The 15,145-nt window shown below is 59.5% G+C and carries 10 protein-coding genes; 1 reads left to right on the forward strand and 9 read right to left on the reverse strand.

The annotated features are described in order from the left end of the window. Positions 1-354 precede the first annotated feature (354 nt). Genes D7M11_RS27645 through D7M11_RS27670 form a run of 6 tightly spaced genes read right to left on the reverse strand, consistent with a single transcriptional unit; the run spans position 355 to position 9,980 of the window. Positions 355-1,692: an ABC transporter substrate-binding protein gene (locus D7M11_RS27645; protein WP_120750505.1), complete on the reverse strand. Its 1,338-nt coding sequence runs from the start codon at positions 1,690-1,692 to the stop codon at positions 355-357. 35 nt (positions 1,693-1,727) lie between these two features. After that, positions 1,728-4,217 (reverse strand): glycosylhydrolase-like jelly roll fold domain-containing protein, encoded by a 2,490-nt coding sequence (locus tag D7M11_RS27650; RefSeq protein WP_240041332.1) that lies wholly within the window; start codon positions 4,215-4,217, stop codon positions 1,728-1,730. Positions 4,218-4,266: 49 nt separating this feature from the next. Further along, positions 4,267-6,705: a glycosyl hydrolase family 95 catalytic domain-containing protein gene (locus tag D7M11_RS27655; RefSeq protein ID WP_120750507.1), complete on the reverse strand. Its 2,439-nt coding sequence runs from the start codon at positions 6,703-6,705 to the stop codon at positions 4,267-4,269. 22 nt (positions 6,706-6,727) lie between these two features. Next, positions 6,728-7,399, reverse strand: coding sequence for a DUF6807 domain-containing protein (locus D7M11_RS27660; protein ID WP_158606867.1), 672 nt, complete (start codon positions 7,397-7,399; stop codon positions 6,728-6,730). Beyond that, positions 7,381-7,869 (reverse strand): hypothetical protein, encoded by a 489-nt coding sequence (locus tag D7M11_RS36555; RefSeq protein WP_158606868.1) that lies wholly within the window; start codon positions 7,867-7,869, stop codon positions 7,381-7,383. Before D7M11_RS36555 ends, D7M11_RS27660 begins: the two co-directional genes overlap by 19 nt. Positions 7,870-7,919: 50 nt before the next feature. Then, complete coding sequence (locus D7M11_RS27670) at positions 7,920-9,980, reverse strand: glycoside hydrolase family 65 protein (protein ID WP_120750510.1); 2,061 nt, start codon at positions 9,978-9,980, stop codon at positions 7,920-7,922. A gap of 216 nt (positions 9,981-10,196) precedes the next feature. Between D7M11_RS27670 and D7M11_RS27675 the strand changes: the two genes are divergently transcribed. After that, positions 10,197-11,075 carry an AraC family transcriptional regulator gene (locus tag D7M11_RS27675; protein WP_120750511.1) on the forward strand — a complete coding sequence of 293 codons (879 nt, stop codon included), beginning with the start codon at positions 10,197-10,199 and terminating at the stop codon, positions 11,073-11,075. An 8-nt stretch (positions 11,076-11,083) separates the two neighbouring features. On the opposite strand, the gene D7M11_RS27680 is transcribed toward D7M11_RS27675, so the two are convergent. From D7M11_RS27680 to D7M11_RS27690, 3 genes are all read right to left on the reverse strand, one after another. Further along, a complete protein-coding gene (locus D7M11_RS27680) occupies positions 11,084-13,114 on the reverse strand; it encodes a Na+/H+ antiporter (RefSeq protein ID WP_120750512.1) in 2,031 nt (676 codons plus the stop codon). A 388-nt stretch (positions 13,115-13,502) separates the two neighbouring features. Continuing rightward, the gene (locus tag D7M11_RS27685) at positions 13,503-13,979 is read right to left on the reverse strand and encodes an SRPBCC family protein (RefSeq protein ID WP_120750513.1); all 477 of its coding nucleotides are present in this window, start codon (positions 13,977-13,979) and stop codon (positions 13,503-13,505) included. A 213-nt stretch (positions 13,980-14,192) separates the two neighbouring features. Next, positions 14,193-15,137, reverse strand: coding sequence for a polysaccharide deacetylase family protein (locus D7M11_RS27690; RefSeq protein ID WP_120750514.1), 945 nt, complete (start codon positions 15,135-15,137; stop codon positions 14,193-14,195). Positions 15,138-15,145 lie beyond the last annotated feature (8 nt).

A 15,145-nucleotide genomic window follows, 5' to 3' on the forward strand; every position in this document is an offset into this window, starting at 1 on the left:
ATAGGAGATTTTTTTTATTTGGGCCATGAAAACACATCATAATTTAACAGATATAGTAAATACAAGAGATTGTATTTTTCATGTTAACTTCTTTGCAACGCTAGTGACGTTCGGGCCTCTTATTTTCGATAAACTTGCCTCAAATAACGATTTCGGCACAAAATAAGAGTCTTGGAAGGCTGCTATACCAAATAATTCCCAAATCATGTTGAATTAAGGTGCTCCAAAGACTCTTATCATCAGCCAGTTCGTAGCGGCGTCCTAATTATGCCGTCAGAAAAAAAGAACAAGACCGCTCCCGTTCGGGGCGATCTTGTTCTTTTTTGGTTTGAGCCCTGGTGCGGCAGCGGAAGGCTACTGGTTTTTAGCCTCGGCGATTTTTTTGGCGGTCTCCTCTTCCGTGCTGCGGAATACGCTGTTGGCGTCACCGGTCAAAATCACCTTTGGAACCGCTTTCGCATAAGGGGTAAGCAGCAAGCTTTCGTACTTCGTTTTGGCGGGAATCGGCGCGAACTTGTTATAGAAGGAGGCTTGAAAGTTTTTACCCTTAAAGCTGCTTTCCTGGCCGTACAGCTTCTGGATCGCTTCGTCCTTCAACACGGGCATGACGCCTTTCTTGCTAAGCTGCTTCTGCATCTCCTCGGATATCAAATACTGGATAACGTTCATCGCCTGCTCCTTCTGCTTCGACATGTTCGTCACCGCAAAATACGTCGGATACGCCTGCGAGCCAACCTTGGGCAGTTGCTCGAACGTCGGCAGCGACACCATATCCCAGTTCATGCTTTTGTATTCGTCCGGGTAAACGAAGATGATCGACGAGAGCCAGGCGAACATGGCCACCTCTTTCTCCTTCAGGAATTCATCCCGGTACGGAATGACGCTTTTGTGCGCCTCCATATACTCCTTGTAGCCCGCCGCCTTCGCCGGTCCGACGAATACGGTGTCGAACAGCTCCTTCCATTTCGGATCGGTGTTGATGGTCGGGGTCAATTTGTCCGGATCGACAAATGGAATCGACAGCTGGTTCATGTTCAAAATATGCGTCTGCGAGGACGACAACCCGATATATTGTTTACCGTCGAACCGCGTCAGCTTCTCCCCGAGCTTGTTCGCTTCGCTCCACGTCATGCCGTCTTTCGGATAAGGAATGCCGAACTTGTCGAAGATGTCCTTGTTGTAATAAAGCACCATATTGTTGTTGAACACGGGGATACCGTATATTTTCGTTTTATCGATGAGCTTGACGGAATCGGCTACGGTCGGCTCCATGTTGGAAAAATCGATGCCGCGCGGCTTCATCAGCTCGGCCATGTCGTACTGCATGTTGTTGTCCAGCAGCGTCGAGGCGAAACTGCCGATCGAGTCCCAATATATGTCGATCGTTTCACCGTTCGCAAACAGCTCCTTCAAGCCGAAAGTTTTCGTACTCTGCACGTACTTGATCGTGTACGAGGGAAACTTCTGCTTAAGCGCGTCGCCGAAGCGCTCGTTCCAGCTTTCTACGGCGTCGCCGCTGTTCGAGTAAACGACCAGGCTTGCCGGTTCGTTTTCTTTGGCGTTTGCGTTCGGGGCCGGCGTCTCCGCTCCGCTCCGTCCTCCTTCCCCGCCGCCCGAGCAAGCGGTTACGAGCATCATGCTAAATCCGAGCGATGCGGCCAGAATCCTGTTTTTTCCAATAACGTGTCTCATCGATAAAACCTCCCCCAATTTGAAATTCGCGCTTTCTATCCTTCCAGCAGCCGCACCGGACCGATCAAGCCGGAGGGCAGGCCGACCCGGTCGTACCGGTTCGCCAGGCTGCTGGTGACGGCAATGCGCAGCTCGTTGGCCCCCCGCCTCACAAACGGGCGGATGTCGACCCGATACGGCGCCCACAGCAGAACGCCCGCTTCCCTGCCGTTCACTTGCACGACGGCGATTTCGTGCACCTCGCCAAGGTCGAGCAAAAGCGGCTTGTCCGTTTCCGCTTCATCCAGCCTGAAGCTGACGGTATATACTGCGGTGCCGGATACAAACGCCAACTCCGGCTGCTCGTTCCATGCGCCAAGCCCGGCGGGCGCCACAGGGAATCCGGGTGCCTCCACCCTCCAGCCTTCGGAAAGCGCCAGTGTTGTTGCCGGCCTGACGTCGGAAGCGGCCTGTTCGGGCAGCTCCGGCTCCGGCACGGATTCCGAAAGTTGTGCGGCACTCGGATCGAATTCGAAAATGACGCTTTGTCTGCGCTCCAAAACGATTCGGATGGCCGTCCCCGAATCGGCGGGCCGCAGCTCCGCGGCTCCGATCTCCCCGGTCCATGCGTCCCACCGCCGCACGCTCCCGGCGAAGGAAGCGGTTACCGTTCCTTCGAAGCGAGATTCGCCTTCATGAATGAGAACGATAAAATGCCGCCCCTCCTTGACGACCGTGCTAACGCGAATGTCCGGGCACGGTTGCTCCAGCCGAACGTCTCTGCCGATGTAGCCGTCCAGCGCATTCACGACCTGACCGGCCTTCGCTATTTTCCGCGTGGAAGGCATCTCCCCGGATTGCACGCCCTCCTGCTCCAGAACGATCACGGAGCCGCCGCTTTTCCTGAACCGCAGCACCGCCTCAAGCGTTGCTTCGTCCCACACGCCTTCGTTCTCCACGAGCAGCACGGCGTACGACTGGCCGGCGATCCGGATTTCCCCGTCCCCGATCGAGCAGACGCCGCTTAGCAGCCGCTCCTCCAAATAATTGAACTCCAGCTGATTCTCATAGAGCGGCTTTACGATGCGCCAGGGGAGCCAGTTGTCCCGGCAAAGCACAGCAACCCGGGTAACGTTCCGGCTGTCCGTCATGAGCCAGCACATCCGCTTCATGTAGGCGGCGAACCTTTCGTAATGCGGCCACCAGATGTTGTTCGGACCGACGTCAGGAGGACGCTCCTTGTAGCGGAGCGGGCCGTCCACGGAGTAATAAAAGGCGTGCGGGCAGATCATATTGACGCCGCGGACGAACAGCCAATCCAAATACCATTTCATATCGCCCGCCGTCAGATGCCAGCCGTTTCCGAGGCCGCATACGCCGAGCGCTTCGTTCAGGTTGCGCCTCCGGCCCAAATGTCTGGCCGCATCGGAGGAGCATTTGGCCATCGTGCTGTGCCGCCCTTCCAGCGCTTTGCCGTCTTCGGGTCCGACCCAGCGCCAGACGACGTCCTGGCCCGGGATGTGAAAATGATCCAGCAAACCGATGTCGTCGCTCGCCTCCGGGTGGCCCGTGAGGCCGATGCCGTGCTGCTCGCACCAATCCGCGAGCGGCTTGTAGTAGGAGGCGACGAGGCGCTTGCGCACCGCTTTGCGGTAGCGGGCCCGAACGGCAGCCGACGTTTCCGCCTCCAGCCACAGCTTGGGCAGGTCGGTTAACCGGTTTCCTTCGGCCAGGAAAAGCTCCAGAAAACCTGCGGTCCACGGCATAAGCCCTTTTCGGTGCCTTCGTCCGAGCATATCCGGCTCGTCCGTGAACACCGCCTGGATCGTGGTGCCGAAGTAGCGGGCGAGCCTTCCGTAATAGCGGTCGTGCGTAAGCCGGATAAATTTGGCGACGGCCTGCGGATTCAGCAGGTCGGCCGCAGCCGGAGCGTTCGGCTCGCCGTCGTCCTCCCCTACGTGAACGCCGCGGATCGTCCCTTTGGAGTATGTTTCGATAAACAGCGCAATCGACCAGTCGCCGCTGCCATCCGGCGCTTCGAAGTCGATCGCGCCGCCCGCAGGTTCCAGCGCGACTATCGCTTGCTCGCCCACCACCCGCCCCTCCCGGACCCTCACCGCTAACGCAGCTACGAGCGTATCGCCTTCCTCCAGCAGTTCCGCAAGCTCGAAGCGGACGGTGCCGTCCAGTATCGTCATTTTCAGGCCCCGGCTCGCGTATTCGGGATTGCCTTCCACGACCAAGCCTTTAGCGGAGCCCGAAGGGTACATCGCCTCGTCATACAAAAACACGGTCATCCGGCGCCTTGACGCTTCCTTCACGGCGGTCTCGACCAAATCCATATAACGGTCCGACAAATACGGAATCGACTCGGGAATGCCCATCCGCGGATGAATGACGAAGCCATTGACGCCTTTATCCGCGAAGCCGCCGATTTGCCGAATAAGCTCCCCCTCCGTGAGCGCGTCGTTCCAAAACCAGAACGGGATCGGCGTAAATTCGTCCGACGGCGTTCGAAACTGCTGCTCCAGCGTTTGTCCGCTCAACCGGCTTCCCCCCTTTCTTTTTTCTTGTAAATGCGGCGAACCCCTGTTGTTAGGACCACAGGCGAAGCCGGCTCCCCGCCCGCAAACGGACCTCGAAGCCATCGCCGCATTCGCCTTCCCCGGTCTCCCCGTTCGCGTGCTCGAGCCGCCAGCGGCAGCCGCCGAACGCCTCCGGAAGCTTCACGATGAGCCGCGCTTCCCGCTCCGCACACAGCTCTGCTTCGAATCGCCCGGGCTCCGCGTCCCACAGCATCGCCACCGAGCCGGCACAAAAGCGCAGCCCCCGCGCCGAACCGCTCTTCCAGGCAGCAGGCAGCGCCGGCAGCAGCTTGATGAGCTTCGGCGATGCGTACAACAGCAGCTCCTGCACGGCCGACACCCAGCCCATATTGGCGTCGAGCTGCACCGGCGCCTTCCGGTCGGACAACGTCACGCCCATGCCGCGCCAGTCGTTGTGGACCGTGTACAGATTGACGAGCAGACACGAGCGGGCCAGCAGCTCGAGGCATTCGAGCGCGCGGTCGCCGTCCGCCATGCGGGCGTACAGGTTGGCGAGATGCGCCAGCGACCAGGCTGTCTGGTCGCCGAGCCCGATCACGAGCCGCTTCATCGCCGCAACGCCGAACGCCTCGAACAGCGCCGGGTCGCTTTCCCGCGTAATTTCCCGTCCGGGAAATACCGGGTACGTATGCGACATATGACGGTGGCGATAATTGTCCTCGAAATGCTCGTGCATCCATTCCTTTACTGCTCCGTCGCTATTGACGGCGTAAGGCGGGATGCGGCTGAGCATCTGCTCCCACTCGGCTATCTCGGCTTCGTCCGTGCCGATTTCCCGTCCGCCCTCGATCAAGTTCGCCAGCAGCTCCTTCGCGATCGCGAAGTCAAGCGTGGCGTTGATCGCGCTAGGCATAGGATGGGCCAGCGGCTTCGGACCGCGCGGGTAAAAGTTCGCCGGCGTATTTTCCGGCGATACGGACGGATACGAGCGGTAATAGCCGTCTTCGCCCAGCTCGAAAAAGTCCTGCAAAAACAGCGCCGCTTCGCGCATGAACGGCATCGCCCGCTCGCGCAGAAACGTACGATCGCCCGTGAACAAGTAGTATTCGTAAAAATGCTGGGCCAGCCATCCGGCCGCTCCCGTCCAGTACAAAATGACCGGCACGGTCTGGAAGGGCGTACAGACGTTAGGCGTCGTTCCGGCCGGGATGAAGATGCCCCGGCAGCCGTACAGTTTGCGGGCGTTATCGCGAAAAACGTCCATCCTGCTCTCATAATAGTGAAGCAGCGGCAGAACCAGTTCGGACAGGCCGCCTACGGAGGCGTGCCAGTACGTCATCTGGATGTTTTCGTTCGCCATGAAGTGGCTCCACATGAGCCGATACTCGCCGCCCCACAGTCCGTACAACGGCATCGGGAGCCCTTCCGGACCGGTAGCCGAGACGAACAAGTAACGCCCATACGCCCACATCGTTTCGGCCATAGCCGCGGGCAAGCCCTCGCCTTCGTAAGCGTCCAGCAGCAGTTCCTCATTCGAGCTGACGTCCTCTTCTCCGCCGAGGCGAATGTCCGCCGCTGCGAACAGCGGCCGGTGCAGCGCAGCGTGGCGCTCCAGCAGCTCGCCGTAGGAGAAGCGGACCGCCTCCAGCTCCCGCTCCAGCCGAGGCCAGTCGGCCGCGCGGTCGCCGCCGGCGAATGTTTTCAGCAGCACGAGCACCCGCTCCGCTCCGGACACCCGGATGCAGTCGCCCGAGCTACCGACTTGCCCCTTGCTTGTTAGGACCCGAAGCACCGCACCGAAGTCCCGCCCGTCGTCATTCGCCGCCGCATAGAACAAATAGCTGCGGTCGGCTATCGTTGCCGCCGAAGACGCCACATAAGCGGGAACGGAAGAAGGAGACTCGGCCATATCGTGGGGCATAAGTCCGATTGCGGCTTCCACGTGACCCGAATTCGCGCGCAGCTCGTAGACGACCATATCGTCCGAACGGGAGACGAACAGCACCCGTTCGTAGGCGGAGCCGCCGCTATCCCAGCGGACGGATACCTCTCCGGTTTCCATATCGAGCGTCCGCCGGTAGTTGCGGAAGGCGTCCTGCATCGGCATCGTCACCTTGATGTCTCCGAGCGGCATCGGTACCTCGCGCTTCGACTCGTATCCCCGCTCCGCCAGCGCCTCCGTGAGCGCCGTTTTCGCGCCCATGTAATCTTGCTCCCTCATGCGCCGGCGAATGTCCGGCAGCAGATGGCCGACGTCCGGGAGCTCGCCCTTCAAGCCGCCGTGCCACAGCATCGCATGGTTCAGCAGCACGGTTTCGCTGCACACGCCGCCGTACACGGCGGCTCCGACGAGCCCGTTCCCGGAAGGAAGCGCCTCGCGCCACAGCGCTCCCCACCAGGAAGCCGGACGCCTCAGCACGAGTTGGCGGCGCTTGGGCTCGATTTTCGCCCGCGGTTCCGTTTTCGGCGCAGCTTCGATATGTTCCATCCGACTCAACTCCCGTCCCCTTCTATTCCTGGACCACGCCAATCTCCGGCGGATGAATGTAATCCTGGTATTTGTCCGCGACTCTGGCGGCCGCCGTATCGCCCTCGTGGAAGTAAATCCGGTGCCGGTAGCGGATCGACTGCCCCTTCTTCAGCAGCTTCCCGCCAGCGAAGTACAAATTGTTCGCCGCCAGCAGCCCGTAATCGCGAACGTGCCAGTACGTCGGGAAATCGTCGTTGTCCGGGTGGTCGAATGCGGCTATGCCGAGCGTATGCCCGTCCGTGTCGCCGTAATAATCGCACCACGGGGCGCGCTGCCCCCAGCATTCCTTCTCCCCGATCGAGCCGAAGGCATTCGCGATCGTGCCGCCGTTATCCGCCTTTATCGATTCCGCAACCCGGATGCCGAGCGGTCCGGCTTCCTTCGTCGCGCCTAGCTCGAGGCGGCCTTTGTCCGCGAACAGCTCGAAATCGAGATCGATAAAACGTCCGTCCGCAGGCGTATTGTAAAAAATCGCCGTCCGCTTTTCGGTAAGCTGCGCCTTGCCTCCGTGCGTGCACCAGCTCTGCGTAGAAGCAAGCCTGGCGAATACGGGACCTGCCGCCTTCTCCACGTGTCCGGTCACCTGCTGCTTGCCGTATCGCCCGGACGGCTCGTTCCAGAAGTCGATGCCGTTCACGTCGCCGATCGCCACCCACAGCGAGCGGTGGTGCGGATGCTCCTTCGTGTCGAGTCGAGGCGGGTGAAGCTGGCTCCATAAGGGCCGATCACGGGACCGATGTATGGCTTGGCGAGCGCGGGGTCGAATACGTAGGAGGTAAAATAACTGCCTCCTATCGCCACATCGATCCGATCCTCCTTCTCGATAAGCCGAATCGGCTCCGCTTCCGGTTGATCGTGAGAGCTTCCCGACTCTCCCGCATAAACGGCGTATTCCGCCGTTTCCCCGGCGGGTAAGCGGTTTACGATCCAGTGGATTGCGAGCTGGCCGCCGGCCGTCTCGCATTGGAGCGGCACCGGCTCCCCATCCCGGCCGAGCATATGCAGCGTGGTAGTATCACTGCCTTGCAGCAGCGGGCTGTCCGCAGCGATGCGGAAGCTTACGGGGCAAAATTCGCGATGATGGCTGCCGGCGCTCAGCCGCAGCTTGAATAAGAAGCTCACGTTATCGTCTCCCTGCGTTTTTTTGTCGTGAACGGGTCTGTCCGGCGTATTTACATGAACCGATGAAGCCCTTCCCAGCGCACGTTCCAGCTGCCGTCGTCCGGAAAGCCGGGCGCATGGCACTCGGGACCGCCCTGCCAGCCGCAGGCCATCATCGCCACGGCGGTCAGCAAGCCTCCGTTGCCGGGCAAATAAGCCATCAGACCCGGCCGCTGGTAATTGTGCCCGTTTGGCAAATACGTATTTTTCGTCACGTCCATCAACAGCAGATCGACGGCCCGCTTGCCGTCCCCGAGACGGGCGGCCGTCATCGCCGCCATCGGATAATCCCAGCCCCAAGTCGTCCCCCAGCTCCAGCTTTCCATGACGCGATCCAGCGTCCTCCGCATCGTTTCGCGGTCGACTGTGTGGCCAGGCAGCATGCCAAACGCCCCAAGCATCGAAGGATGGTCCGTATTCGTGCGAACAAAGGTGTCCGGCGCGTTCTCGTGAGCGAGGTAAACGCCTTCCGCCTCGGGAAGCGCCGACAGCTTGTCGCGAACGTCCGCCCACTTCGGATTCGCTTTCCGGCCGAGCCGCTGCGCCCATTGTTCCGCGAGGTCAAGCCCGTGCCGCCAATATTCCAGCTCGTAAGTCGGGTTCCACGTCTGCTCGCCCTTATGCCGCTCCTGGGCGGGAATGACGGGAGGACCGAGCACGTACCGCCCTCCCGCCTCGTCCCATAACGCGAATGAAGCCATAAAGTCGGCAGAGGCGAACACCAGCTCCCCGTATTGTTCCAGCGTATCGTCCGACCGGTCCGCCAAATAAAGCAGTTCGGCGAGAGCGATCGGATGCGGCTGCTGCCAGATGAGCAGCGGGCCGATCGGCGACGGGCTTTGCACGCCGTCCGGCGCAACCATCTTCGGCCAGCGCGCTCCTTCGTAACCTTGCGCCTTCGCCAGCTCCCTAGCGGCCGGCAGGATGTCCCGGTACCAGCCCATGCTTTTGCGAAGCAGACCGGCCCGCCCCCAAAGCGGAAAATGAAAGGCGTGCCACCAGTGCATCTCGAGATGGAATTTGCCGAACCAGCTATTATACAGCAGACCGGTTTCCTGCGGCGGCAGCGAGCCCGCGCAGTGGATCGCCGTCAAAAACAACGACTGCACGATTCGCCGCTCCAGCTCCGCCGCACGCGGGTCACGGCTTCCAGCCATTTCGATCGCCCCGCCTTCGCTCCAGAACGACTCCCAATGCCGCTCGCTTGCCGCGATCGTCTCCGTCACCGATACCAGCTCCGGTATGGCATTAGAACGAGCGAAGCCGGCCGCAAACTCCAGACGGCCCGCCCCGCCTCCCGGTTTCAGCCAGAAGGCGTGAGCGCTCTCCCGCATAAGCTCTCCGTGCGACCATCCTACGGCAACCCGATAGCCGTCATCGTCCATCGTTCGCTCGATCAGCGCCTCGTTCGGGGAGACCCTCCGGCACTCCGTACTATGGGAATCCGCCTCCCCCCAGTTCAGTGCGATGCTGCGGTCCCAGCTTGTCGACACCATCCCCGGCGCAGGGAAGCGGATTGCGATCTCGAGCCTGCCTTCGGCGAGCAGCGGGCTTTCCACGACTACGCCGAACTGGTCCAACTGCGGATGACATACGGTTTGCACCGAGACGGGCACGCCGTCCGCACGGAACCGGCTCGTCAATATTCCGCTCCATAAATCGAGCGTTTGCTCGGCGTCCGTTAGATGCGCAGTCGTCAGCGACTCGCCGGAGGCCGATACAAACCGGAAGCCAAACTCGCCGAGCTGCAGCCGATGCGGATTTTGCCGGAGCCAGTGATACGTCTCCTCGCGGTCTTCGGCGCGGATCGGGTAGCCGCCCCGCTCTCCGTCGCGGTATTGCAGGGGGACGTCCGCCAGTTTCCAGACGTGTCTCCCGCCCGAGCTGTGCCAGCCCCACTGCGACTGTGTGCTTAAAGGAACTTCATATGCTTCAGGGAATGTTTGCATTCCCGTCAAATCTGCCGTGAAGGCGAATTCCCCGTTTCCTACGGAAAGCGGCGCCATCGGAACGATTCCGCGAATGACGGGGTTGTGCCGGGTTACGAGCGCCCGGCGGTCGATTTGGGTCATGCTGCTTCCTCCTTGCTGATGAGCCTGATAACGGTGTTCCTACTTTTGATTATACGAGAAAACGCTTTCCATATATGGGGCTAACGCATGAATTGTATAGGGGTATCAACTCACAATAGAAAGCGGCCGGAAGGCTCGGCAGAGAGACAAAGGGTTGAACGCGGGGCATTTCCGTGGTATGAATGAAGGAAAGATCGGGACTAGGAGGCGCTGGCAATGACAACTGCCGTTACTAGCATTTTCAAGTCGGAGGAACGGTTCCGGCCGGGCATGCATGTGTTCGTCAACCGGGCTTACGAGGCGTTCAAGCTTCACCAGCATACGCACGACGCCATTGAAATCAGTTACGTCACCGAAGGGACCGGATTTCAGTACATTAACAACACGACCGTGCAGGTGAAGCAGGGCGACATCTTCCTGCTCCCGATCGGAACCTCACACGTATACCGGCCGCCCTCTCCCTCGAAGGTAGGCAGCCTGAGCGTCATCAACTGCGTATTCCGGCCGGAGGCGCTGCGGCCGTGGACCGATTTCCCGCCGGAAGGCTCGCCTCTGCACCGGGCGTTGTTCGCCCCGGAGACGCTGGAGCGGCCGTGGCTTCACCTTTACGATAAAGACAACGCTTTCACCGACTTGTTCTACAACCTGCTCTCCGAATACCGCCAAAGACAGCCCGGCTACGAGGTTATCGTCCACGCCCTATTCGCCCAGTTATTTGCCCTGCTGTACCGGCATTCCGTCAAAACGGGCGTTTACGAAAAGCGCAGCCCGAGAATTCAGGACGCCTTGCAATATATCAAGCATCATTTCGCCGAGGACATCGCGCTGAAGCAGGTGGCGGAGCACGCCTACCTGAGCGTCAGCCATTTGCAGCGGCTGCTCAAGCAGGCGACCGGCTCCTCCTTCACCTCGTATGTCCAGCATCTTCGCATCAAAAAAAGCAACGAGCTGCTGAAGACGACCTCGATGACCGTCCAGCAAATCGCGAACGCCGTCGGGTACCAGGACATGAAATATTTTCACGAGCTGTTTCGGCTCAAAACCGGCATGACGCCACAGGAGTATCGGAAAAATGACGTCGGCGAAACGCCATAGCCGCCGTTTCAGCCAATCTCGTCCTTCTCAAACATAAGCGCTTCCCTCTCGCGGATCATTTTCCTCAGCTTGGCGGCCGTCTCCCGGGTAATCTCGCCCTTCTCGTACATTGATTGCACCTTGTCCCGTTCGGCTTGAATCGCGATCCAGTGAAGCTCCTTCTTGCGGCTTTCAAACGCCTTGTCGTGGCCCCGGAGCATACGGGGGACGCGGGCCAGCCGGTCGAGCATGCTGTCATAATACGAGATGACGCCTTCCGCCTCCTGCTCGTTCTCCGTGCAGCGCACTTTGTTCATCTCCTCGATCGCCGCCTCGCACGTGCGGATCTTGATCGTCCGAAGCGCTTCGAGATCGCCCGGCGGCAGCGTCGCCACCGCCAGCTCCTTGTTGCCCGTCAGGCCGGCGCGCAGCTTGCCGACAAACAGCCGCATCAGCATGCTCCACAGATGAAGCCGGTTGGCGAGAATAAGCTCGACCTGATCGAGCATTTTGAAAAATTGCCGGGCATGCTCGCGCTTGATCTGCCCGTTCTCCAGCATTTGCTTCGCGCATTCCCGCTCCTCGCGAAGCGCCATCAGCCGCAGCTCCGACTCTTTGTCGCGCGCCGCCTTGCGCCCGCCGCCCTGCATCCGGATTTGCTGAATCCACATTTTGTAGTCCGAGATGACGGCAGCGGCCGCGCCGTCGCTCTCTTCCCCGCCTTCGGCATGAACCGCTTGGATCGCCGCCGTCATAACCCGGATCGTCGCCTGCTTCTCGGCTTTCTCCCGCTCCGCTTCGTCCGGCGACGCCTTCTTCTTCGACAGCAGAGGAAGCAGAATGCTGGCCGCAACGAGCGACATCAAGATAACCGCAGTGGCGAGGAACACGATCAGATCCCGCTGTGGAAACGGGCTCCCGTTGTCCAGGAAAAGCGGGATCGAGAACGCGCCGGCCAGCGTTACCGCACCGCGCACGCCCGAGAACGAAGTCATAACGAGTATGCGCAAGCTTGGCTTGCCGCGTTCGCTCTTCAAGCCCAGCAGGCTGCCGCCTCTCGTGAACGCATAGGTCCAGGCGAAGCGCAGCACCATGAGCATGACGTAAATGAGCGCCGCGTAGCCGATTACCACAAAATTGTCAAACGCGGGGTTGACCCAGATAATGCGGGTCACATCCGGAATTTGCAAGCCCAGGATGACGAAAACGAGACCGTTCAGCAAAAATAAAATGACCGACCAAGTGCTGTTCGACACGACCTTCAGCTTCACCACGGACGGCTCCGTCCGCTCCCGCTCGATCGCATGTACGATACCGCCGGCGACGGCGGCCAAAATGCCCGACATCCCGAGTTCCTCCGCGATAATGTAAAGCAGGAACGGGGTCAAAATTTGAATCAGCATATGCATCGTCACATCTTCCATCCCGCTTCTGCGCAGCACGATCTGCAGCCAGGCGATCAGGAAGGCGATCAGCGCCCCGATGACGAGGCCGCCGATGGAGATGACCAGGAAGCTTACCGACGCCTGCGGCAGCGAAAATACCCCGGTCACCGCCGCCGCGATCGCGAATTTGAAGGCGACGAGACCGGAAGCGTCGTTCATGAGCGCTTCCCCTTCGAGCAGCCGCATTAGGCTTTTCGGCATATGGATTCTGCCGGCCAAAGCGCCGACCGCAACCGCATCCGTCGGCGACAATATGGCGGCGAGCCCGAAAGCGGCCGCCAGCGGAATCGACGGGATCATCGCATGTATCGCGTAACCAACCGCGAAAACGGTAATGAACACGAGCCCGACCGCGAGCAGCAGGATCGGAGCACGCAGCCGCCACAGCTCATCGCGGGGCGTGTGCTTGCCGTCGTTGTACAGCAGCGGCGCGATGAACAGAACGAAGAACAGCTCCGGCTCAAGCGGCAGATGAATATGGGCCGGAATGACCGCAACGATCCCCCCGAGCGCTATCTGGATAAGCGGAACCGGTATGAACGGAACGAAACGGCTGACGACATTGGAGACGCCGATCAGCCCAAGTAAGACGAGGACGACCAAAAAAACTTCCATATTCGCTCTTCCCTTCAAATTCGGCAATCTTATTCCCGATTATAGCGTACCCATTTTATAGAAAAAATCGAAAGAAGAAAACCGCCGGGACAGTTGGCGATACTTTGCTTAGCTTATGCGCGCTTGCCGCCGTCTGACGAGCCCGGATCTGAAGCCGAAGCAATAGCGGAACCGGTTTTCCGCTAAACCGCCCGTTTTCCGGCAAATTGTAAAATAGCGGAAGCCATTTTCCGCTATTCCTTCGGAAATCCGCCTTTTCCTTTGAAAATGAACCGTTTTGGCTTAAATAGCGGAAAATTCGCTCCGCTATCCGGCCGCATCCCGCTATCGCAACAGGAATAGCGGAAAATTAGTTCCGCTATTCGCTGCTTATGTAACGCCTGACGTTTCAGGAAAACGCCTGGACCGCCTCGGTATAGGCCTCGTACAGCTTATTCCACTCTTCCATCCGGTCCGGCAAAGCTCGTCCGTCCATTAACGCCTCCACGACGTCCAGACACACATGCCAGCCGGCCAAATCTTTCGGGGTATGATTCGTCAGCTCCTTGATCTTCTCGATCAGGACCAGACGACACCCTTCCGGCAGCTGCGTAAGCTCGAAGCGGACGATATCGTTTCCCCATGTGTATTCAAGCACCGCGCCGTGTTTCAGTTCGAGGATGGGCATCTCCTCGAAAGTGCCGTCCTGCATGTCGAACTTCATCGCTCCGCCCTCGCGAAGACTTTCCGCGCGAAGCTCGGGAAACCATTGCGGCAGTTTGCCGTTATCGGTCAACCACGCCCATGCCTGTTCGGCCGGGTGGTGCAGAAGACGCTCGAAACGGGCGATATAACCGTCTCCACTTTTTTGCAAATGTGCTAGCATGGAATCATACCTCCTCGTACGGATGCCCAATTCTCGAACATATGTTCATGGGCTGTTCCGTTTATTTTATCATTTTTGCGATATGCATGTACAAAAAATACCATCGCCGCAGCAAAAAAAGAGGCCGCTCCCGGCAGCCCCTTGCATCTTGTATTCTGTATCCCTTCTAAGAACGGTATACATTCTCTGCAGCCTCATCGGCAAGCTCTGCGTTTAGTGCAGCTCCTGGCGCGAATCGTGCCGCCCCCCCGCCAGCATCAGCCTTAGCAGCGACCCTGCCGCTCGAATCCGGGGTTTGCGCATATGGTCCCGGACATACGCATAATTCGTCAGCGTCACCTTGGCATCCTTCAGCGCATAGGCGAAATCCGGGTCGAGCATCAGCCTGTACTCCCATACCCGCTTGCTCCATGAAGGAATCAGCTTCTCCAGTTGAGCGTCGGGCACGGCGGGATGGATGTACGTTTCGCTTACCCCTTCGGGCAAGTCGTACAGCTTGAGCACAAGCGATCGCTTGAAGCTGTCGTACGTTTCCCCTTCCTCGATATGGTACGGATGCGACAGCAAGTAGTCCGGGATGCCCACGCCAAGCGTATCGGCGAGCGCCACTACCGGCGCCAGCGCCTTCTCCGCCCCGGGAATCGAGGCGAGAAAGCGGTCTTTCGGATAGATGCGGCGGAAAATGCGAAACGGCATCCCCCGCTTTGCGCACTGCCACAGAACATGCGGCAAAAAACTGCGCCCGGTAGCGAGGCCGTACAAGCTGCCCATATGGTTATCGACGTGAATGATGCGGAGCCCCGCTTTTTTGACGGCTTGAAATTGCGCCCGCATTTCCGTTTTGACGTCTTTAGCGAGCGCGTATTGTTCGAAATCGGCGACGGTGCGGTGCATAAAGCCGCTTTCGTCGTGCAGCGAGGCGCGTCCGGTCAAGCTTTTCCATCGCAAGCCGGAAAATTCGCTCGTCAGCGTCAAGTGCAGCCCGAGCGGCAAATGCGGCCTGCTCCGGGCCCATTCAGCCGCCTCCCGGAACGCCGGCGCGGGGGGCATGATCGTCGCCGACGATACTTTTCCCTCCTCCAGCAAATGCATGATGGCCTTGTTCGCGGCCAAACTTTGGCCGAAGTCGTCACAGTTGAGGATCAAATATTTGCTCATCCATACCT

It is taken from the genome of Paenibacillus ginsengarvi (assembly GCF_003626695.1).
Taxonomy (GTDB): Bacteria; Bacillota; Bacilli; order Paenibacillales; family NBRC-103111; genus Paenibacillus_AB; species Paenibacillus_AB ginsengarvi.

Bases quoted from the DNA above. Each gene is read 5' to 3' on its own strand.
- D7M11_RS27675 (WP_120750511.1), top strand. From the start codon at position 10,197: ATGACAACTGCCGTTACTAGCATTTTCAAGTCGGAGGAACGGTTCCGG.
- D7M11_RS27670 (WP_120750510.1), bottom strand. From the start codon at position 9,980: ATGACCCAAATCGACCGCCGGGCGCTCGTAACCCGGCACAACCCCGTC.
- D7M11_RS27690 (WP_120750514.1), bottom strand. From the start codon at position 15,137: ATGAGCAAATATTTGATCCTCAACTGTGACGACTTCGGCCAAAGTTTG.
- D7M11_RS27645 (WP_120750505.1), bottom strand. From the start codon at position 1,692: ATGAGACACGTTATTGGAAAAAACAGGATTCTGGCCGCATCGCTCGGA.
- D7M11_RS27655 (WP_120750507.1), bottom strand. From the start codon at position 6,705: ATGGAACATATCGAAGCTGCGCCGAAAACGGAACCGCGGGCGAAAATC.
- D7M11_RS27680 (WP_120750512.1), bottom strand. From the start codon at position 13,114: ATGGAAGTTTTTTTGGTCGTCCTCGTCTTACTTGGGCTGATCGGCGTC.
- D7M11_RS27685 (WP_120750513.1), bottom strand. From the start codon at position 13,979: ATGCTAGCACATTTGCAAAAAAGTGGAGACGGTTATATCGCCCGTTTC.